General features: G+C 65.8%; 16 protein-coding genes. 4 read left to right on the forward strand and 12 right to left on the reverse strand.

All coding sequences use genetic code 11. From position 1 onward, the window contains the following. The coding region (locus SB764_RS23940; protein WP_410865374.1) for a TolC family protein at positions 1-398 on the reverse strand (398 nt) is incomplete at its 3' end. Between the two features lie 145 nt (positions 399-543). Then, positions 544-2,097: a DHA2 family efflux MFS transporter permease subunit gene (locus SB764_RS23945; protein ID WP_234774895.1), complete on the reverse strand. Its 1,554-nt coding sequence runs from the start codon at positions 2,095-2,097 to the stop codon at positions 544-546. A 374-nt stretch (positions 2,098-2,471) separates the two neighbouring features. Here SB764_RS23945 and SB764_RS23950 point away from each other — a divergent pair, with 374 nt between their 5' ends. Further along, positions 2,472-3,155: a TetR/AcrR family transcriptional regulator gene (locus SB764_RS23950; RefSeq protein ID WP_176081218.1), complete on the forward strand. Its 684-nt coding sequence runs from the start codon at positions 2,472-2,474 to the stop codon at positions 3,153-3,155. Positions 3,156-3,193: 38 nt separating this feature from the next. Here SB764_RS23950 and SB764_RS23955 read toward each other — a convergent pair whose 3' ends face one another. The 8 genes from SB764_RS23955 to SB764_RS23990 form a co-directional block, all read right to left on the reverse strand. After that, the gene (locus tag SB764_RS23955) at positions 3,194-3,874 is read right to left on the reverse strand and encodes a response regulator (RefSeq protein WP_410865376.1); all 681 of its coding nucleotides are present in this window, start codon (positions 3,872-3,874) and stop codon (positions 3,194-3,196) included. Then, positions 3,867-5,327, reverse strand: a complete 1,461-nt coding sequence (locus SB764_RS23960) for an ATP-binding protein (protein ID WP_065065031.1) — start codon at positions 5,325-5,327, stop codon at positions 3,867-3,869. The genes SB764_RS23955 and SB764_RS23960 overlap by 8 nt, the downstream gene beginning before the upstream one ends. A gap of 79 nt (positions 5,328-5,406) precedes the next feature. Further along, on the reverse strand, positions 5,407-6,924 hold the full coding sequence (locus SB764_RS23965; RefSeq protein ID WP_410865140.1) for an efflux transporter outer membrane subunit: 1,518 nt from the start codon (positions 6,922-6,924) through the stop codon (positions 5,407-5,409). Continuing rightward, positions 6,921-10,199: an efflux RND transporter permease subunit gene (locus tag SB764_RS23970; protein WP_110330079.1), complete on the reverse strand. Its 3,279-nt coding sequence runs from the start codon at positions 10,197-10,199 to the stop codon at positions 6,921-6,923. The genes SB764_RS23965 and SB764_RS23970 overlap by 4 nt, the downstream gene beginning before the upstream one ends. A 17-nt stretch (positions 10,200-10,216) precedes the next feature. Beyond that, complete coding sequence (locus SB764_RS23975) at positions 10,217-11,443, reverse strand: efflux RND transporter periplasmic adaptor subunit (protein ID WP_410865142.1); 1,227 nt, start codon at positions 11,441-11,443, stop codon at positions 10,217-10,219. Positions 11,444-11,615: 172 nt separating this feature from the next. Next, on the reverse strand, positions 11,616-12,665 hold the full coding sequence (locus SB764_RS23980) for a FecR family protein (RefSeq protein WP_322004827.1): 1,050 nt from the start codon (positions 12,663-12,665) through the stop codon (positions 11,616-11,618). A gap of 79 nt (positions 12,666-12,744) precedes the next feature. Continuing rightward, complete coding sequence (locus tag SB764_RS23985) at positions 12,745-13,266, reverse strand: sigma-70 family RNA polymerase sigma factor (RefSeq protein ID WP_065065027.1); 522 nt, start codon at positions 13,264-13,266, stop codon at positions 12,745-12,747. 200 nt (positions 13,267-13,466) lie between these two features. Beyond that, complete coding sequence (locus SB764_RS23990) at positions 13,467-14,255, reverse strand: metallophosphoesterase (RefSeq protein ID WP_110330078.1); 789 nt, start codon at positions 14,253-14,255, stop codon at positions 13,467-13,469. A 509-nt stretch (positions 14,256-14,764) separates the two neighbouring features. Here SB764_RS23990 and SB764_RS23995 point away from each other — a divergent pair. Both SB764_RS23995 and SB764_RS24000 read left to right on the forward strand, forming a co-directional pair. Then, positions 14,765-17,197 carry a membrane-bound PQQ-dependent dehydrogenase, glucose/quinate/shikimate family gene (locus tag SB764_RS23995; protein ID WP_410865144.1) on the forward strand — a complete coding sequence of 811 codons (2,433 nt, stop codon included), beginning with the start codon at positions 14,765-14,767 and terminating at the stop codon, positions 17,195-17,197. A 180-nt stretch (positions 17,198-17,377) separates the two neighbouring features. After that, positions 17,378-18,559 (forward strand): porin, encoded by a 1,182-nt coding sequence (locus tag SB764_RS24000; protein ID WP_065065025.1) that lies wholly within the window; start codon positions 17,378-17,380, stop codon positions 18,557-18,559. A gap of 52 nt (positions 18,560-18,611) precedes the next feature. Here SB764_RS24000 and SB764_RS24005 read toward each other — a convergent pair whose 3' ends face one another. Both SB764_RS24005 and SB764_RS24010 read right to left on the reverse strand, forming a co-directional pair. After that, complete coding sequence (locus tag SB764_RS24005; RefSeq protein WP_183039247.1) at positions 18,612-18,899, reverse strand: DUF4148 domain-containing protein; 288 nt, start codon at positions 18,897-18,899, stop codon at positions 18,612-18,614. A gap of 95 nt (positions 18,900-18,994) precedes the next feature. Further along, complete coding sequence (locus SB764_RS24010; protein ID WP_410865147.1) at positions 18,995-19,996, reverse strand: LysR substrate-binding domain-containing protein; 1,002 nt, start codon at positions 19,994-19,996, stop codon at positions 18,995-18,997. A 105-nt stretch (positions 19,997-20,101) separates the two neighbouring features. On the opposite strand from SB764_RS24010, the gene SB764_RS24015 reads away from it, so the two are divergent. Next, positions 20,102-21,400 carry a gallate dioxygenase gene (locus tag SB764_RS24015; RefSeq protein WP_410865149.1) on the forward strand — a complete coding sequence of 433 codons (1,299 nt, stop codon included), beginning with the start codon at positions 20,102-20,104 and terminating at the stop codon, positions 21,398-21,400. Positions 21,401-21,404 lie beyond the last annotated feature (4 nt).

Genomic DNA, 21,404 nt, shown 5'->3' on the forward strand with positions numbered 1-21,404 from the left:
TTCTTGCCCCAGAGGTCCAGATCCCACGAGGCGCTGGCCAGCACGTTGTTTTCGCTGTACCAGCTGCCGCCGTAGGGAGTCGGATAAAGCGCATTGGACGAGTAAAGCTCACGCGTCCACGAATAGCCCGCGGTCACTTTCGGCGCCAGCGCCGACTTCGAGGTCTCGATATACGACGACGCCTTCGCCAGACGCGCCTGCGCCTGCGCGATCGTCGGATTGCCGTCGATGGCCTCGTCGATCAGCTTCTGCAATTGCGGGTCGCCGAACTGCTTCGCCCAGTCGAACGTGGGCCACTGCCCGCCCTGCGCCGGAATGCTTTGCGACGACTCGAACTGCTGCGGCTGCGCGAGCGTCTTGTCGCTCTTGATGCCGATGTAGTTCGCGCAACCGCTCATGATCGCAACCGTTGCACATGCAACGACTATCGACAGCGCGCGCGGCCGCAGCGGCGGACGCGTAATTGAAACGTGAGTCATGTTTTCCTGATGATCGAAAAAGGCAGCGCCGTTTTATGTAGTCGACACAGAGTCAATGCGCGGTTCAATGCGCCGCCGAATCCGCGCCGCCCGCGCCAGCCCGGCCCGCGCGCGTAATCCAGATGAGCGGAATGATGGCGATGAAGATCACCGCCGAAATCCAGAACACGTCGTTGAGGCCGAGCATCGCCGCCTGCGACTCCACGAGCTGCCCGAACATCGCGTGCGCCGTCGCCGTATCGATGTGCATCGATTTCGTGACGAAGTCGACGAACTGCGAGAACGCCGGATTTTCCGGCGTCGCCTGCTCGGTGAGCCGCACGTGATGCACGACCGTGCGGTCGTACCACTCGTTCGCGCCCAGCGACGTGCCGACCGCGCCGCAAAACACGCGCACGAAATTCGACAGACCCGCGGCGGCCGGAATGCGCTGCGGCGGCTGGCCCGCAAGAATGATCGCGGTGAGCGGCACGAAGAACATCGCCATCGGAATGCCTTGCAGCAACGTGGGCAGCACGAGGTGATACGTATCGATATCGACGATGTAATTCGAGCGCATCCAGAACACCGCCGCGAAGCCGATGAACGCAAGCGTGGCGATCACGCGCGCGTCCGAGCGCGGCAGCACCTTGGCGATCACCGGCGAGAGCAGCACCGTGAAGATGCCGATCGGCGCGATCACGAGGCCCGCATCCACCGCGCGATAGCCGAGGTATTCCTGCATCCATTGCGGCAGCAGCACGAGGTTGCCGAAGAACACGCCATACGCGATCGAAATGGCGATCGTGCCGCCCAGAAAATTGCGCTGGCCGAACAGGCGCAGATCGACGATCGGATGCTCCTCAGTCAGTTCCCAGATCACGAAGGCCACAAAACTGACCGCCGCCGCAATCGTCAGGCCGATGATCACGGGCGAATGGAACCAGTCGAGATCCTTGCCCTTGTCGAGCATGACCTGCAAGGTGCCGACCCACGCGACGAGCAGCCCGAGGCCGACCAGATCGATCGGCGGCTTGCGCGTGGGCGTTTCGCGCGAGCGATAGATCATCCACGTGACCGTGGCCGCGAAAATGCCGACCGGGATGTTGATGTAGAAGATCCACGTCCAGCTGTAGCTGTCGGTGATCCAGCCGCCCAACGACGGTCCCGCGATCGGCCCCACGGTGGCCGTCATGGCCCAGAGCGCGAGCGCGGTCGCGGACTTCTGCTTCGGCCAGGAGCTGAGCAGAATCGCTTGCGACATCGGAATCAGCGGTCCCGCCGTGAGACCCTGGAACACGCGCGCGGCCAGCAGCACCGGCAGATTGGGCGCCATGCCGCACAGCCAGGAGGCGATCGTGAACAGCACGATCGCGCCCACGAACAGGCGAATCTGGCCGAGGCGCTGCGTCAGCCAGCCGGTCAGCGGGATCGCGACCGCGTTGGCCGCCGCGAACACCGTGATGACCCACGTGCCTTCGTCCACGGACACGCCCAGGCTGCCCGACAAGGTGGGAATGGCGACGTTCGCGATCGACGAATCGAGCACGTTCATGAAGGTCGCGAGCGCGACGGCGAGCGTGCCGAGCGCGAGTTTGCCGCCGCTCAGCGGCGGCGGGGATGCGGCGGGCGCGTTCACTGCGCGCTCCGCGTGGAAGGGTTTCGCGATTCCATCATCCGTTTGCAATCCTGATCAAGTTGATGTGTCCGTGCGGCCGATGCGGCTCGCCGCCCTGGATCCGCTCGCCAGATCGCGAGCAAAAACGCGCGCAAAACGGCCCCGCGCTGCTTGCACGGGCGGGGCCGTCACGCAGCGAAAACCGTCAATAAGGGGAGGATCATCCAGGCGGGATAGTACCGAACGGTACTGGATGATAAGAGCACATGATTGCCGTGTCAATAAAAATCGAACCGATCGGTACTCTGCGCTGCGACAATGTCAGTGGCCGGGAAGCGCGTCCCGGCGCTGTGTTACGATCCCGCGACACCGTTATCGCTACCGATTCAACACAAATGGCGACGCACAAGGAAACCGGCGCACCGGCGCGCCTGCCCCCCACTCCCCGCAAGCCTGACCCCGCGCCCGCCCCGAGCAAGGCGGACACGATCCTGAACGCCGCGCGCGACATCTTTCTGGCGCACGGCTTCAGCGCCGCCACGACGGACATGATCCAGCGCGAGGCGCACGTCTCGAAATCGACGGTCTACGCCGCGTGGCCGACGAAAGAAGCACTGTTCGCCGCCGTCATTCAGCGCGAATGCGGGCAATTCGCGAATTCGCTGCGCGAGATGGATTTCGAAACCGACGACATCACGCGCTCGCTCACGCGGCTCGCGCGCGCGTATCTCGATCTGGTGGTGTCGCCGATGGGACTCGCGCTGTATCGCGTGATCGTTTCAGAAGCGCCGCGCTTTCCCGAGCTGGGGCGCGCGTTCTATGCGGCGGGGCCGGAAGTAGTGGCGAGCATCGTCGGGCAATTTCTCGAACGCGCGGCGGCGCGCGGACAGATCGACGTGCAGGCCGTGGGCTACACCACGGCCGCGATGCTGTTCATCAGCATCGTGCGCGGCGAGGCGCAACTGGAATGCCTCACGCATCCCAACGCGCGGCCCTCGGAAGCGCAGATCGACCGCTGGGTGGAAGCGGCCGTGCAGACTTTCGTGCAGGCGTTCGTCAAGCGGCCAGAAGGCGGCTGAACGCGCGCCTGAGCGAACCCGCAAGACTCGGCAATACCTTATAAAGCCAGCCGGAATCCCGCACCGTACACGGATTGAATGACGTCGTCATCGGGCGCAACGGCTTCGAATTTGCGGCGGATTTTCTTCACGTGGCTATCGATCGTCCGATCCTCGACGATGCGGCCATCGGGATACAGCCGGTCCATCAACACATCGCGCGAAAAGACCCGGCCCGGCCGCGCCGCCAGCGTCCTCAGCAAGCGGAATTCGATCGGCGTGAGTTCGATCTCCACGCCGCGAAACGTCGCCACGAACCGCTCTTCGTCGAGTTGCAGCGGCACGCTTTCGGGAAAACGCTCGAAGCGCGAGCGGCGCAGAATCGCCTTCACGCGCGCAACCAGTTCGAGCAGACTGAACGGCTTGCAGATGTAGTCGTCGGCGCCGAGTTCGAGGCCGATCAGGCGATCGACCTCCTCCACCTGCGCCGTCACCATGATGATCGGCACATCGCTGTACGTGCGCAGATCGCGGCAAATATCGCGGCCATCGCGGCCCGGCAGCATCAGGTCGAGCACGATCAGGCCCGGCATGCGCCGCGCCACTTCGTTCGCCACCTCGCGGCCGTCGTCCACGCAGCGCGTGGTGTAGCCCGCGGCTTGCAGGAAATCCGCCATCACGCTCGCCAGCTTGGGCTCGTCCTCGACGATCAGAATGTCGATGGGCGTTTCGTTACTCATGGTCACGTCGGTTCCTGAAGGTTTCCGTGCTGCGCGGCAGCGCGATCGCGATGCGCAAGCCGCCCAGCGGCGCGCGCGCGGCGGCGATCTCGCCATCGTGCGCCTCGACGATGCCGCGGCAGATCGGCAGGCCGAGACCCGCGCCGCCGGTCGCGCGGCTGCGCGACGCCTCCACGCGATAGAAGCGCTCGAACAGCGAAGGCAGCATCGCCTCGGGCACGCCCGCGCCGCTGTCGTCGAAATCGATATACACGGTGCGCGCGTCCTCGCGCGCCGTCACGCAGACGATCTCGCCCGCATCGACATAACGCAGCGCGTTTTCGAGAATATTGGTGAAGACCTGTTGCAGGCGGCGTTCGTCGCCGCGCACCCACAGCGGCGTGTCGGGCAGATCGACGCGCAGCGTGAGGCCCGCGTCGCCGAGCCGCCGCGCGCTGCGGCGCAACGCCGAACGCAGCGTCTCGCAGACGTCGAGTTGTTCGTGGTGATAGCGCAGCGCGCCGACGTCGGCGAGCGAGAGATCGTAGAGATCGTCGACGAGACGGCTCAGGCGCTTCACTTCGCCGCCGAGCGAACGCACGGCTTCCACGCTCACCGGACGCACGCCCACTTCGATCGCCTCGATCTCGCCGCTCATCACCGCGAGCGGCGTGCGCAGTTCGTGCGAGATGTCGGCGACCAGCGCGGAACGCATGCGCTCGGTGCTTTCCAGCGTCTGCGCGAGATGGTTGAAATCGTGTTCGAGCTGGCCGATGTCGCCGCTCGACACCGTCGGCACGCGCGCGCTCAGATCGCCGCCCGCGAGCGTGTGCGTCGCGCTCGCGATGCGGCGCAGCGGCGAGGCGAGCGCGCGCGCCATCCACAGCGTGGTGAGAATCGCCAGCAGCGTGGCCGCGATCGTGATGATCCAGCTCGACTCGCGCTGCGTCTTCTGGAAGCGCAGATCGCCGGCTTCGGTCGCGCGTTCGAACGGCACCATCAGCAGCCAGCCGACCGTCTTGCCGTCGACGACGATCGGACGGCGCGGCGAGGTATCCGCGAACGCGGGATTGCCGAACACGTAGGCGCCTTTCGCGTCGAGCAGCGTAAAACGCGTGTTGGTGCCGATCAGCGACGAGACCGGCAGACGCGGCAACGGCGCGTGACTCGTGACCGGATACGAGGCCGGCGCATAAGGCCGCATGATCTCGTGCCAGAGGCTGCGGTTCTGCAACAGGAAATCCCAACTGCCGTGATCGCGATACGCCATGGCCAGCGGCCCGACGCTCGACTCCAGCCGCTTGATTTCCTGCTGCTCCAGATAGCCGAGAAAACCGCGCTCGAAGCTGAGCCGCGCGCCCAGCGCCATCGCGCCGATCACCAGCACGTTGACGACCAGCATCGCCGCGAACAGCTTGCCGGTCAGGCTCGCGCGGCGAATCTCGCGCAGCACGCGGGTCAGCGTTTGCGGCATGGTGTCGACTCCGGGCACATGGCCTTGCTACCTCAACCCTTGATCTGAAAACGTCCGGTCATGATACCTGCCTCGCCGCTCAGCGCGTGGCCGATGCGCCGGACGCAGCCGCAGCCGATTCCGCATCGACCCCGCCGCCCAGCGCCGCATACAAGGTAATCAGACTGGCCTGCGCCGACAACTGCGTCGCGACCAGCGACTGCTGCGCCGTGTACAGCAGACGCTGCTCGGTCAACGCGTCGATGAGACTGTCGCTGCCCTGCTGATACAGCTGCATGGTCAGATCGTAGGCGTGCTGATCGGCCTTCACGGTGCGCGTCTGCGCGTCGAGCTGTTCGTCGATGGTCTTGCGCGTCGCCAGCGCGTTCGCCACTTCCTCGAACGCGGTCTGGATGGTCTTCTCGTAGGTCGCGACGTCGATCTTGAACGTCACCTTCGCGGCGTCGAGCGTCGCGCGGTTCTCGCCCGCGTCGAAGATCGGAATCACCGCCGACGGCTCGAACGACCACGCGCGGTTGCCGCCCGTGAACAACTGCGCGAGTGCGGGACTTTCGAAACCGAGCGCCGCCGTCAGGCTGATGGTCGGGAAAAAGTTCGCGCGCGCCGCGCCGATATCGGCGTTGTCGGCCTTCAAGGTGTGCTCGGCCGCCAGCACGTCGGGGCGGCGTTGCAGCACCGCCGACGGAATGCCCGCCGGAATCGACGTGATGCTCGCGACCGGATCGACCTGCGCATCGGGCAGATCGGCGTCGGGCACGCGCGTGCCGACCACGAGTTCGAGCGCGTTGCGCGCCTGCTCGGCCGTGGTCTGCGCCTGCGCCGTCGAGTTGCGCGCCGACTGCAGACTCGCCTGCGCCTGCTCCACGTCGAGCGCGCTCGCCGCGCCCAGCGTGTGCTCGCGATCGACCAGATCGAAGGTGCGCTGCTGGCTCGCCTGCGTTTCCTGCGCGATCACCAGCAAGCGTTTGTCCGACGCCAGCGTGAGCCAGTCGCTCGCGACATCGGAGACGAGACTGATCTGCGTGCTGCGGCGCGTTTCGATCGACGACAGATAGGTTTCGAGCGCCGCCTTGCTCAGATTGCGCACGCGCCCGAACAGATCGATCTCGTACGACGTGAAGCCCAGATTGGCGCTGTAGACGTGCGTGGTCTCGCCGCTCGCGCCGGTCGTCGTGGCCGACTCGCCGGACTCCGCGCGGCGCACCGACGTCGGCGTGCGCTCGGCTTCGTCGGAGCCGCCCAGATCGATTTCCGGAAACAGCGACGCGCGTTCGATGCGGTACTCCGCGCGCTCCTTTTCGATATCGAGAATCGCGATACGCAGATCGCGGTTGTTCGACAGCGCGAGCGCGATCGTGCGCTGCAAACGCGGATCGACGAAGAAACTGCGCCAGCCGATATCGGCGGCGAGCGCGGCCGACGTTGGCGCATTCGCGGCCGCGCCTGAAGACGCGCCTGAAGACGCGCCCGAAGCCGCATCGGGCCACGACGCCGCCACCGGCGCGGCGGGCCGCTGATACGAAGGCGACAGGTCGATACACGCGCTCAGCGCCGTGACGGCCGCGCCGGCCAGCATCCAGTGGACTACGCGCTTCATGCCGCACCTCCGTTCTTCGACTCGTGCGTCGATGCATTCATCGCGCTATCCGGCAACGCATACGCGTCCTCGCCCGCTTCCTGCTCCGCGTGCTCCGACACGCTCTGCTCCGCCTGCGCGCCGGTCGAACCGGAATCGTCGGCGGGCGAACCCGCGCCGCCGCGACCGCCCGGATCGCTCGGCGACGCGCCCTTGCCGCTGAACTTGCGCACGAGGAAATACGACAGCGGCGTGAAGAAGATCGCCAACACCGTCCCGACGAGCGTGCCGCCGAATACGCCCGTGCCGATCGACTGACGCGCCGCCGCGCCTGCGCCGCTCGCGATCACCAGCGGCGCGACGCCCAGCAGAAACGCCAGCGACGTCATCACGATCGGACGAATCCGCAACGCGACCGCCTGCTCGATGGCCTTGAGCGTACTGGCGCCCTGCTTCTCCAGCATGGTCGCGAACTCGACGATCAGAATCGCGTTCTTCGACGAGAGCCCGACCGTGACCAGCAGACCCACCTGGAAATACACGTCGTTCGACAGCCCGCGCAGCGTCGTGCCGAGCGCCGCGCCGAACACGCCGAGCGGCACGATCAGCAGCACCGCCAGCGGCACCGACCAGCTTTCATAGAGCGCCGCGAGACAGAGGAACACGAACAGCACCGAGACCGCGTAGAGATACGGCGCCTGGCCGCCCGAAAGCTGTTCCTGATACGACAGCCCGGTCCACGCGTAGGTGATGCCCTTGGGCAGCTTCGCGACCAGTTGCTCCATGGTCTGCATCGCCTGGCCCGAACTCACGCCGGGCGCCGGATCGCCGACGATCTCGAACGACGACTCCGCGTTATAGCGGTCCAGTTCCGGCGGCCCGTAAGTCCAGTGCGACGTCGCGAACGCGGAGAACGGCACCATCGTCCCCGACGTGTTGCGCACATACCATTGCTCCAGCGATTCGGGCGTCATGCGGAACGGCGCGTCGCCCTGCACATAGACTTTCTTGATGCGCTGGTTGTCGAGGAACTCGTCCACGTATTCGCCGCCGAGCGCGTCTTCGACCGTCGAGTTGATGTCGGCGGGCGCGAGACCCATCGCGCTCGCCTTGCGGTCGTCGATATCGAGCGAGAGTTGCGGCGTATCGGCGAGACCGTTGAAACGCACCTGACGCACGACGCCGCTCTGGTTCGCCATCTTGATCAGCTGATCGCGCGCGGCCGCCAGCGCCGCGTGGCCGAGCCCGCCTTCGTCGACAAGCTCCATGTCGAAGCCCGAGCTGATGCCGAGACCGCGCACCGTCGGCGGTTGCAGCACGAACACCTTGGCGTCGCGAATCTGCTGCGAGAGATCGCGCGACGCCTTCGCGACGAAGCCCTGCGCCGTGTCGTTGACGGCCGTGCGCTGGTCCCAGTCCTTGAGCTTCACCCACATCATGCCGACGTTCTGGCCGTTACTGCCGACTGCATAACCGGCGACGTTGAACACCTCGGAAACCGCCGGCTGCTTGAGCAGATAGTCCTCGACCTTGGCCATCGTCGCCTCGGTGCGCTCGCGCGTCGCGCCCACCGGCGCGGTCACCGTCACCATCAGCACGCCCTGATCTTCGGTCGGCAGAAACGATGTGGGCAGGCGCACGAACAGCAGCCCCGCGCCCAGCACGAGCAGCACATAGACGATGATCGCGGGCTTGCGATGATGCAGCATCCGGTCGACGACGCGGCGATATTTGCTCGTCGACGCGTCGAAGCCGCGATTGAAGCCGCTGAAGAAACGGCCCTTCGGCTTCTCGTGGCCGTCCTTGAGAAGCGTCGCGCACAGCGCGGGCGTGAAGGTCAGCGCCACCACCACCGAGAGCGCCATCGCCGAAACCACCGACACCGAGAACTGGCGGTAGATGATGCCGGTCGAGCCGCCGAAAAACGCCATCGGCAACAGCACGGCGGAGAGCACCATCGCGATCGCCACCAGCGCGCTGCTGATTTCCGTCATCGACTTTTTGGTGGCGTCGCGCGGCGATAAATGCTCCTCGGTCATCAGCCGCTCGACGTTCTCGACCACCACGATCGCATCGTCCACCAGCAGGCCGATCGCGAGCACCACGCCGAACATGGTCAGCATGTTGATCGAATAGCCGAACACGTCGAGGATGCCGAACGTGCCGAGCAGCACGACCGGCACCGCAATCGCCGGAATCAGCGTGGTGCGCAGGTTTTGCAGGAACAGGAACATGATCGCGACGACCAGCACGATCGCTTCCACGAGCGTCTTGACCACTTCCGTGATGGAGGTCTTGATGAACGGCACCATCTCGTACGGATATTCGACCTTCAACCCGGCCGGGAAGCTCGCCGCACGCTTGTTCAGGAAGTCGTGCACTTCCTTGTCGACCTGCACTTCGTTCGCACCCGGCGCGAGTTGCAGGCCGAGACCCGAAGCGGGCTTGTTGTTGAAGTTGGTTTCGACCGTATACGCCTGCGGGCCGAGGTCGACGCGCGCGACGTCGCCGAGCAGCACCTGCGAGCCGTTCGTCTCGGTCTTGAGCACGATGTCGCGGAACTGCTGCGCGGTGGTCAGGCGGCTGCGCGCCGTGATGGTCGCATCGAGTTCCTGGCCCTTCACGGCGGGCGTGTTGCCGACTTCGCCGGCCGCCACGTCGTTGTTCTGGGCGTCGATGGCCGTGACCACGTCCGACGGCATCAGCGCGTATTTTTGCAGCTTGTTCGGATCGAGCCAGATCCGCATCGCGTACTCGTAGCCGAACTGCTGCGCTTGGCCCACGCCGGGCAGACGCTCGATCTGTTCTTCGAGATTGCTGTACAGATAATCGGCGATGGCCGCCTTGCTCATCTTGCCGTCCTCTGAAACGAGGTTGAAGACGAGGAAGGTGTCCGGCGACGCCTTGCGCACGGTCACGCCGCTTTCCTGCACTTCTTCGGGCAGCAATGCGTTGGCCGATTGCAGCTGATCCTGCACCTGCACCTGGGCGGTGTCGGGATTCGTGCCCGCCGAGAAGGTCAGCTTGATCGAGATATTGCCCTCGGAGTTCGCCGAGGACGACATGTACATCAGATTGTCGAGACCGACCATCTGCTGCTCGATCACCTGCACAACCGCGTCCTGATTGGTCTGCGCGGACGCGCCGTTATAGGTCGCCGTGATCTGGATGGTCGGCGGCGCGATGTCGGGATACTGGTCGAGCGGCAACTGGGTGATCGCGAACGCGCCGGTCAGCGAGACCAGAATCGCGAGCACCCACGCGAAGACCGGACGGTCGATAAAGAAATGAGCGATACGCATGCACTCGCCCCTCAGTTCGCCGAAGGCGACGACGACGGCGACGCGGCCGCCGCTTCGGTGGCGTCGGTCGCGTCGGTGGCCGCAGTGGCCGCAGTGGCGTCAGTGGCCTTCACCGTGTCGCCGACGCTCACGAACTGCGAGCCCGCCACGACGATGCGATCGCCCGTCGCGAGTCCGCCCGTCACGACCCACTCGTTGTTGTTCGCGGTGCCCGCGAGCATCAGCGTGCGCGACTCGATCTTGTTCTGCGCATCGACGACCAGCGCCGTCGCGTTGCCGCGCTGATCGTGCACGACCGCCTGCTGCGGCACCAGAATCGCGCTCTGGTTCACGCCCTGATCGACGACCGCATGCAGATATTCGCCCGGCAGCAACAGCTTCTCGGGATTCGGCACGATCACGCGCAAGGTGATGGTGCCCGTGGTCTGATCGACGCCCACGCCCGCGAATTGCAGCGTGCCTTCGTGCGCGTAGGTCGTGCCGTCTTCGAGCGTGATCTTGACCTTGGCGTTGCCGTTCGCGTCGGTTTTATATTCGCCGCTCGCGAACTTCTTGCGCAGCGCGAGCACGTCCGTGCTCGACTCGGTCACGTCGAGATACATCGGGTCGTAGGCGTAGATGGTCGCGAGCGCCGTGGTCTGATCGGCCGTCACGAGCGCGCCGGGCGTGTAGGCGGAAGCGCTGATCGTGCCCGTGACCGGCGCGGTCACGCGCGTATAGCCCAGATTGATGCGCGCGCTTTCGAGCGCGGCCTTGTCGGCGTCGATGGTCGCCTCGTCCTGCTTGAGCGTCGCCTCGGCTTCTTCGAGCGTTTCCTTGCTGATCGCGTCGATGGCCGCGAGCGAGCGGTCGCGCTCGGCAATCGGTTTCGCGGAAAGCAGCGCCGCCTGGGCTTTTTCGAGCTCGGCCTTGTCGGCGTCGTACGTCGCCTGATACGGCGCGGGATCGATCTGATAAAGCACCTGGCCTTCGTGCACCACGCTGCCTTCGGTGAACAGCCGCTTCTGGATCACGCCCGTGACTTGCGGCGTGACCGGCGAGGTCAGGAACGAGGTTGCGCGCCCCGGCATCGAGGACGATTGCGCGTACGGCACGGTCTTGACCGTTTCCACGGTCACCGTTTGCACCTTTTTCTGCACGCTTTTCTGGTCGTGCGAACACGCCGCCAGCGCACAGGAGAGAAACAGGGCGCCCGTCAGAACGCCCGTGCGCCGATGCGCGAAAAGCCCGATTTGCATAGTGTTGGCCTCAATGCCGAGAGCGCGGTCCACGCCCGATCGAGGGATTATGCAAATCAAATTCGCAAGAAATTAGGAACGCCGGGCGGGGCCGGAACGCGTGCGCGGACAATGAGGCGCTCGCCGGGTCGGACCAGGCGAGCGTGGAAGAACGTAGATAGATCCGGCCGCGTCAGGCCGCGCGCACGACTTCGACGAGATTGCCGCGCTGGCGCAGACGCACCGGCAGCACGCGCGGCAAGGCATGCGCGAAGCGGTCGAGCTGATGCACGTCGAAGCTGCCCGTCAGCCGCATCTGCGCGACCACCGGATCGTCGACCACCACATTGGTCGCGCCGTAACGCGCGAATTCCTGCAGCGCGCGCAGCAAGGTCGTGTTGTTGAACGCCACGCGGCCCTGACGCCAGACCGCGACCGCCGTGGGCGCAATCGGCTCGATCTGGCCGGGCAGACCGTTCGCGCCCGTGGTCACGGCCTCGCCCGCCGCAAGTAGGACGCTGTGCGGCGCGGCGTCCGGTTGCGGCGCGGCAGCGACGCGCACGCGCCCTTCCTCCACCTCCACGCGCACCGTGCCGTGTTCGAGGCCGGTTTCCGTGCATCGCACCGAAAAGCGCGTGCCGACCACCGTCACCGTGACCGACTGCGCGAGCACGTTGAACGGGCAAGCCGGATTGGATTGCACCGCGAACATCGCCTGCCCGCGCACCAGCCGCACTTCGCGGCGATGCCGGAACAGCCGCGCCTCGACGTGCGTGTCGGTATCGAGTTCGATCTTGCTGCCGTCGGGCAGCGACACGGTCTGCAGTTCGCCGCGCCGGGTGGTGAAGACCGCGCTGAAGGTCGGCGTGCTCTGCCAGTATTGCCAGCCGACCACGCCCGCGCCCACTGCCGCGAAAGCGGTCCCCGCGAGCGCGAAGCGCGGCATGAACGCGCGACGGCCCGGCGACGCCGGTGCGCCGCGCGCACGGCTCGCCGCGATTTCAGCGCGATAGCGCGCGAGATCCTGCTGGGGGATGTGGTCGAGCGCCTGCCAGATCTCGGCGACCTGCCCGTAAGCGCGACGATGCGCCGGGTCGCGCGCGAGCCAGGCCTGCCAGTCGGCTTCGTCGCGCGCGCTCAGCCCGCGCTGACGCCGCACGAGCCAGTTCGCGGCCTGCGCGTCGAGTTCGGCATCGGCGTCGAGACCGGCGTCGGTCGTCTCGGGGAGTTGGGGTCGTTCCATCGTCATATCGTCAGCGCGTACCTCTATGAAGACGCGCGACGAAGCCAAAACCTGACATCGAAGAACCTTGCATCGTTTTTTATTCGGCGGCGACGGTCGCTTGACTGTCCGCGCCCTCGAAGGCCGTCATGCGCTGCTTGCAGGCGAGCACGCCGCGAATGATGTGTTTTTCGACCATATTGCGCGAAATACCCATGCGCGCGGCCACTTCGCTGTGGCTCAGCCCGTCGAACTTGTGCAGGACGAACGCCTCGCGGCAACGCGGCGGCAGCGCGTCGATCGCGGCGACCAGCGCCTCGGTGCGGCGCGACGATTCCCATACCTGCTCGGGCTGGCTCGACACGTGGGCGGCGGGCTCGTCGATCTCGTCCAGTTCGTCGACGACCGATTGAGCGCGGACTGTAGCACGGCGATGCGTATCGATGACGAGATTGCGCGCAGTGCGATAGAGCAAGCCGCGCGGGTCGCTGATGGTTGCGCCGGAGTCGCGCAGCGTGAGCACGCGAACGTAGCTTTCCTGGGCGATATCCGAAGCGGTGTCACCGTCTTTCACCAGCCGGGAAAGAAAACGCAACAGTTCGCGGTAATAGCGTTCGACCACTGAATCGGTATGTATTGAGCCTGTCCAATCGGTCCGGCGGCGGCAAGCGACGCAAGCGGGCGACGATTAGTTCTGAATGATAATTATTATCATTCAGTGACTGAGGGCTGGCAAGACAAATGATGCAGCGTGAATAGCGCGGCGTGGCGGCCGCGCGACGCTGAAGTGCAACGCGGTGAAAAAGTCAGGCGGCCGCGCGCTTAGGCGAGGCTCGACCAGACGCGGCTCGTGCCCGCTTCGACGAGCGTGAGCTTGCCGCCGGGGCTGCACGCGCCGGTATCGATAAACATATGCGCGCCGATGCGGCGAACGTCGCGCATGGTCGTGTGACCGCAATAAGTCGTGGACAAGGCTTGCTGAGAGGGCGACACGCTGAACGCCAGATCGCGGCCCCAGAGCAGGCGCCGGCGCACGGCCGCTTCGAAATGGCCGGCGGCGAGCTGGTCGTCGTTGCCGCGGAACTCGGCGTGCAGGATATTGAAGCGCGCGTCCCCTTCCCCGACGATGCGCACGAGCGGCAGCACACGCAGCCGCGCGGCGTGCACCGCCAGTTCGCCGTCCGAGAGCGAGCGCGCCCAGTCGCCGCCCACCTCGTACCAGCGTTCGCGCGGCAGTCGGCCGTCGACGACCGCGCACAGCGCCTCTTCGTGATTGCCTTGCACCGCGTGAAACCAGTCGTGCTCAAGCAAGGCCAGCGCGCGTTCGCTCTGCTCTCCGCGGTCGATCAGGTCGCCCACGGAAAACAGACGGTCGCGCCCGGCGTCGAATTCGACCTCGCCGAGCAGCTGTTCGAGCGCGCTCACGCAGCCGTGCAGATCGCCGACCACGAAGTCGCGGCCGAGCAGATTCGAATCGTGCCGCACGACCTCCGGATCGGAGGATTCGGCAAACGGCGCGCCGCCCGGCTCGGCGCCGTGGCGCAGGCCGTGGATGCCAAGAAAACCCAGGCGTTTCTTGAATAGCGGTTGCGGTTGGCTGTTCGGACCCATGCTCGTCTCTCGTCGACAACGGCACATCTTATTTCAGGCCGACGGAGAAAATACGACCGACTTTGTTATATGTGTAACGAGTGGTAAGAACGGGGAAGTTGCCGAACCTTACGCGCAGCATGCGGTTTTTTAGCGGCGGTTTTACGGATTTTCGCGTTCGGCGACGAGCGGCGATGTCGGCGCATGTCGGCATATATCGAACCAGGATGGATCGACGGGCGCACGAAGCTCACGATCAGGATGACTGACTAAGTCAGCCGTACAGATTCGGTCGACAAGCGATTCTCGCGACCACGACGAAAACGGCTCCCCCAATCCGACCGCGCGGCAAGCACGCGCGTGCGCGTTGTGCCATTCCCCCGACACCCTTGCGCGTTTCCCGGCAAGATTTCGATTTTAGCAATAAAATGTACCAAGTAGTTAATCTAGAAGCCGGTGCGACGCTTTGTCCCTCAATGACTTGCGGAGCCTGGACCGGATGGACTTGAGCGTCACAACGAGAAAGAGCGATGTCGAAGCAACCTTCAGAATCAGATAAACAACAGATGTGCAAAGCGGCGCGCGTGGGCTTGACCCTCGCGGGCCTCGTCGGGCTCGTGCTGGGCCTGTATTTCACGATCGGCGGCGGCATGCTGATCGCGCGCGGCGGCAGCTGGTACTACCTGCTCGCCGGCCTCGCGCTCTGCGCAACGGGCGTCCAGCTCGCGCGCCGCCGCGCCAGCGCGTTCCCGATCTACCTCGTCATGCTGATCGCCACCGCGCTGTGGGCGCTGTGGGAAGTCGGCTTCGACTTCTGGCCGCTCAACACGCGCGTCTTCATGTTCTCGATGATCGGCATGCTGCTCGCGCCGCTCTGGCCGGTGCTGCGCAAGGGCGAAGGCAAGTCGCCGGCGCGCGGCGCGGCGTGGGGCATCGCGGCCCTGCTGCTGGTCGTGAACGCCGGCTTCGTGTGGGGCATGTTCGTGCCGCACGGCAAGTTCGGCGTCGAGACCGCGCCGGTCGCGGGCACCGCGGGCAAGGGCGACTGGACCGCGTACGGCCATTCGGACGGCGGCGACCGTTTCGCGGGCTACACGCAGATCACGCGCGACAACGTCAAGAATCTCCAGGTCGCATGGACGTTCCACACCGGCGACGTGCCGCTCAGCCCGGACGGCGGCGGCTCGGAAGACCAGGAAACGCCGCTGCAGGTCGGCAAGACGCTGTTCCTGTGCTCGCCGCATAACACGGTGATCGCGGTGAACGCCGCCACCGGCGTCGAGAAGTGGCGCCATGCATTCCCGACCAAGACCACGGTCTGGGTGCGCTGCCGCGGTCTCGCGTATTTCGACGCGAGCCTGCCGCTGGTGCAGCCGACGGTCGCCGGTTCGACGCCGGTCACGCCGATCGCCGCTTCGGGCGATCCGGCCGTATGCCGCCGCCGCATCTACATGAACACGATCGACGCCAAGCTCGTCGCGCTCGACGCCGACACCGGCAAGCTGTGCGACGACTTCGGCGATCACGGCATCGTCGACCTGAAGGCGGGTCTGGGCAAGGCCAAGAGCCCGCTGTACCAGCTCACCTCGGCGCCGACCGTCGCGGGCACGACCGTGGTCGTGGGCGGCCGCGTGGCCGACAACGTCTCGCTCGACATGCCGGGCGGCGTGATCCGCGGCTTCGACGTGATGTCGGGCAAGATGAAGTGGGCGTTCGATCCGGGCCAGCCGGAAGACCACGCCGCACCGGCCACCGGCAAGACCTTCACGCGTTCGACGCCGAACGTGTGGGCGCCGATGACCTACGACGCGACCTCGAACACCGTCTACATGCCGGTCGGCAACGCGGCGATCGACCTGTGGGGCGTCAAGCGCACCGCGCTCGACGAAAAGTACGGCGGCTCGATCCTCGCGCTCGACGCCACCACCGGCGCTGAAAAGTGGCACTTCCAGACCGTGCACCACGATCTGTGGGACTACGACGTGCCGATGCAGCCGACTCTGATCGACTTCCCGATGGAAGACGGCAAGAAGGTTCCGGCGCTGATCGTCGGTACCAAGATGGGCCAGCTGTTCGTGCTCGACCGCGCGACCGGCAAGCCGCTCACGAAGGTCGTCGAGCATCCGGTCAAGCCCGCGACGATTCCGAACGAGCCGTACGCGAAGACGCAGCCGCTCTCCGTGGGCATGCCGCAGATCGGCGCCGAAGTGCTCAAGGACGCCGACATGTGGGGCGTCACGCCGATCGACCAGCTGATGTGCCGCATCACCTTCCGCGGCATGCGCTACGACGGCCTGTTCACCGCGCCGGACACCGACTACGCGCTCAGCTTCCCGGGCTCGCTCGGCGGCATGAACTGGGGCGGTCTGTCGTATGACCCGAACGCCGGCATGATCTACGTGAACGACATGCGCCTCGGCCTCTGGGTGCATCTCGTGAAGGAAAAGCAGCGCGGCGGCCCGTCGGACGGCAACGAAGCCGTCAACGCCGGCATGGGCGCGGTGCCGCTCGGCGGCACGCCGTACTCGGTCACCAAGGACCGCTTCTTCTCGCCGCTGGGCATTCCGTGCCAGAAGCCGCCGTTCGGCAGCCTCACGGCGGTCGACCTGAAGACGCGCAGCGTCGCGTGGCAAGTGCCGCTCGGCACGGTCAAGGACACGCGTCTGTACGGCGTGCAGATGCACATGCCCACGCCGATCGGCATGCCGACCATCGGCGGTTCGCTGACGACGGGCGGCGGTCTGGTGTTCTTCGCGGCGACGCAGGACTATTACCTGCGCGCGTTCGACAGCTCGACCGGCAAGGAAGTCTGGAAGGCGCGTCTGCCGGTGGGCAGCCAGGGCACGCCGATGAGCTACACGATCGACGGCAAGCAGTACATCGTGATCTCGGCGGGCGGCGCACGCCAGTCGCCGGATCGCGGCGACTATGTGATCGCCTACGCACTGCCGGACAGCCACTAAACCCGGCCGCAGAGGCAGACAAAAAGCGGGACGTCAACGCGACTTGCCGCCCCGCTTTTAACCACTCGGTTCAAATTTGAAAACGCGCCCCCGCCGTCGATCCGACCGGCGGGGGCGCGTACGTGAAGACACCTAAAACACGACGAAGACAGCGGCCACGCAAACTTCGCGGCAACAATCATGAAAACAGAACACCTTTTCTGGAGCGGCTCGCTCCTGATGTGCGCGGCGATGCTGTCGCAAACGGCGCATGCGCAAAGCAGCCTGACGCTGTACGGCAACGTCGACGAAGCGATCTCCTACGCGAATAACCAGGGCGGTCATTCGAACGTCTACATGCGCAACGGCAACCTCTACGCCTCGAAGTTCGGCTTCAAGGGCTCGGAGGCGCTGAGCTCGACGCTCAATGCGATTTTCGATCTGCAGGAAGGTTTCGATCCGGGCACCGGCGCGCAGCAGTCGGCGGGCCTCGCGTTCAATCGCTACGCGTTCGTCGGCCTGCAGGACAGCCACCTCGGCACGCTCACGATGGGCCGCCAGTACACGCCCTACTATCTGCTCGCGGGCACGCTCGGCCCGGTCACGTACCTGACCGGCGCGACGGGCGCGCACCCCGGCGACATCGACGGTTTCGACACGGATATCCGCTCGAACAGCTCGGTGACCTACACCTCGCCGACCATCGCGGGCGTGCGCGGCAGCGTGCAATACGGCTTCGGCGGCCAGCCCGGCAGCATGCAAAGCGGCAATCTGATCAGCGCGGCGCTGCGCTACGACGGCGGCCCGCTTTCGGTCGCGGCCGGCTATCTGCGGATGGAAAACACGAGCACCTACACGGGCGGTTTCGATACGTCCGCCAGCGCGACGTTCCCGCATTCGGTCCTCAACCAGGGCTATCTGTCGGCGCGCGCGGTGCAGCACTTCGCGGCGCTGGCGACGTACACGGTCGGCAACCTGCTGTTCGGCGTGAACTACTCGAACGTGCTCTATCGCCCGGGTTCGCACTCGATGTTCACCGACACCGCCGTGTTCAACACCTACGGCGCGCTCGTCAGCTACCGCGTGAGCACGCCGTTCGAAGTGTCGGGCGGCTACAGCTACACGCGCGCGTCGGCGGCGAACGGCATTCACGACGCCGCGCGCTATCAGCAGATTTCGCTGCGCGAGCTGTATCACCTCTCGAAGCGCACCACGCTCTACACGATCCAGGCGTACCAGCACGCTTCGGGCAAGACGCTCGGCGCGAACGGCGCGGGCGACATCATCGACGCCCAGCCGGTGGTCGGCGACTCGCAGAACACATCGCCGTCGTCGACCGCGAACCAGTTCGTCGCGATGTTCGGCGTGGCCATCGCGTTTTAAGCGACGTCATGTGCGATGCGTGCAATGCGCGCATCGCGTAACGAAGCTGCCGTCAGGTCCCGCTGACCGGACGGCATTGCGTGCGGTAATCGACGTGCAACTGCTTTTCGGCGGCTTGCAGATCGCTCGGATACACACCGTCGTCGGAGCCCGGGTCGTAACCCCGGGCCTCCAGTTCGCCGAGTTCGCGCATCAACTGTTGGTGCGTGACCTTGCCCGCGGCCACCGGCTTGAACGGGTAATCCGCACACTGTTGCGGCGTGAGACGCGGCGCGGCAAACGCGGACAGACTGCAGAACGTCGCAAGCAGCGCGACCAGGATTCGGGAGAGACGTCGCATGGCGCTATCCGCGTGTGGGCGCGGACCCGTGATGGAATGCACGCAGATTAAGCGATGCGACTCCTTCGAACGCTATCCGCCAGATGTAATTTCTTTTAGTCTTTCCCGCCGCCCTTCCCCTCGCCTTCTTGCGCCTCGCGCAGCGCCTCCATGAACGCCTGCGCCGCGTCCGACAGCGGCACGGTCGTGCGCCGCAGCATGCCGACCGGCTCGACGCCGTGCGGCGCGGGCACCTCGATGCGCGCCAGCGCGCCCGCCGCCAGTTCCTGCTCGACCACCCGCAGCGGCACGATCCACACGGCATCCGACGCCTGCACCACCGCGCGCGCCACCGCCGCCGACTGCGTCTCGACGCAACCGGGCGGCAAGGCGAGCCCGCGCGACTCGAAAAACGCCTCGGTGTGATGGCGCGGCGCGGTCTGCTCGCCCGCGATCACGAGCGGGTACGCGAGCGCGTCCTCCAGCGTGGGCGCTGCGCCCGCGCGCGCGAGCGGATGCCCGGCGCGCGCCGCCATCGCCAGCGACTCCGTATAGAGATATTCGAACGAAACGCCCTGCATCGACGCCGGTTCGGCCATGCGTCCGATCATCAGGTCGACCTCGCCCGCCTTCAGCGCACGCAGCAATTCGCTGTTCGAATCGGAGTGGATCTTCACGCCCAGTTGCGGCATGACGGCCTGCACGCGCAGAATCGCGGGCGGCAGCACGGCCGCCTCGACCGTGGGCAGCGCGCCGATCCGCACCGACTGCACGCGCGCCAGATCCTCGCGCGTCAGCGCTGACGCCGACGCCTCCACGGCGCGCCGCACATCGAGCGCGTAACGCAGAAAATGCTCGCCCGCCGCCGTGAGCGCCGCGCCGTTGCGGCCGCGCTCGACGAGCCGCGCGCCCGCCCACTGCTCCAGCTCCGCGAGCGTCTTGGACACGGCGGGCTGGCTCAGATTCAGCCGCGCGGCGGCGCGCGCGAGCGTGCGCTCCTGGGCGATCGCCACGATGCAGTTCAGATGCCGCAGACGCAGCCGCGCGGCGATCAGCGCGCGCGTGGCGGCGGGTGTTCCAGGGGCGTGATCAGGGTCGAATGAGTCGTCGAAATTCATCACCTGAGGTTATGGAAAGTCACGCTCAAAGTCAATTTACATAACCTGCACGCAAGTTTAGAGTCGGCGCATTCGCCCAAATAAACCGCCAGCAGGAGGAGACTCATGGCCACGATCGTCGGCGGCATCGCCGTTTCGCATACGCCCACCATTGGTTTCGCGCTCGACGCGCACAAACAGGACGACCCGGCCTGGGCGCCCATCTTCGCGACCTTCGAACCGGTCAAGCGCTGGCTGCGCGAGCAGAAGCCGGACGTCATCGTCTACGTCTACAACGACCACGTCACCTCGTTCTTCTTCGATCATTACTCGGCGTTCGCGCTCGGCATCGGCGAGCGCTATGAAGTCGCGGACGAAGGCGGCGGCGCGCGCGCCCTGCCCGCCATCGGCGGCGATACGCAGCTCGCGCAGCACATCGCCCGCAGCCTCGTGGCCGACGAATTCGACATGGCGTTCTTCCAGGACAAGCCGCTCGATCACGGCTTCTTCTCGCCGATGTCGGCGCTGCTCGACCACAACGCGCAAGGCTGGCCCGTGCGCGTCGTGCCGCTTCAGGTCGGCGTGCTGCAATTCCCGATTCCGAGCGCGCGCCGCTGCTTCCGGCTCGGCCAGGCGCTGCGCCGCGCGGTCGAAAGCTATCCCGAGGATCTGCGCGTCGTCGTGATGGCGACCGGCGGCCTCTCGCACCAGGTTCACGGCGAGCGCGCGGGTTTCAACAACGTGCCGTGGGACCATCAGTTCATGGACGCCATCGCGAACGACCCCGAAGCGCTCGCGGAACTCACGCACGCCGAGTACGCCGAACTGGGCGGCCTCGAAGGCGCGGAAGTCATCATGTGGCTGATCATGCGCGGCGCACTCGCGTCCAGCGTGAAGAAGGTGCACAGCGGCTACTACCTGCCGTCGATGACGGGCATCGGTACGCTCGTGCTCGAAAACACGGCGGCGGCGCTGCCGGGCGAGGCGCAGGCGCGCCATCGCGCGCACATGGCGCGTCAGCTCGACGGCGCGCAGACGCTTACGGGCACCTATCCGTTCGATGTGGCGACGAGCGTGAAGGCGTATCGGCTCAATAAATATCTGCACGAGCTGATCGACGCATCGCATCGCCGCGCCTTCCTGGAGGATCCGGAAAGCACCTTCGAAGCCGCAGGCCTGAGCGAAGAAGAACGCGATCTGGTGCGCCGCCGCGACTGGCGCGGGCTGATCCACTACGGCGTGATTTTCTTCATGCTGGAGAAACTCGGCGCGGTGGTCGGCACCTCGAATCTGCACATTTACGCGGCCATGCGCGGCGAAGCGCTCGAAGATTTCCTCAAGACGCGCAATACGCAGGTGCTGTATTCGGTGACGGGCGACACGAAGGAAGCCGATTCGTGGTCCGAAGCGGACAAGCAGGACTAAACCT

The sequence above is a fragment of the Paraburkholderia sp. SIMBA_027 genome (assembly GCF_046535315.1).
In the GTDB taxonomy this organism is placed as follows: domain Bacteria; phylum Pseudomonadota; class Gammaproteobacteria; order Burkholderiales; family Burkholderiaceae; genus Paraburkholderia; species Paraburkholderia tropica.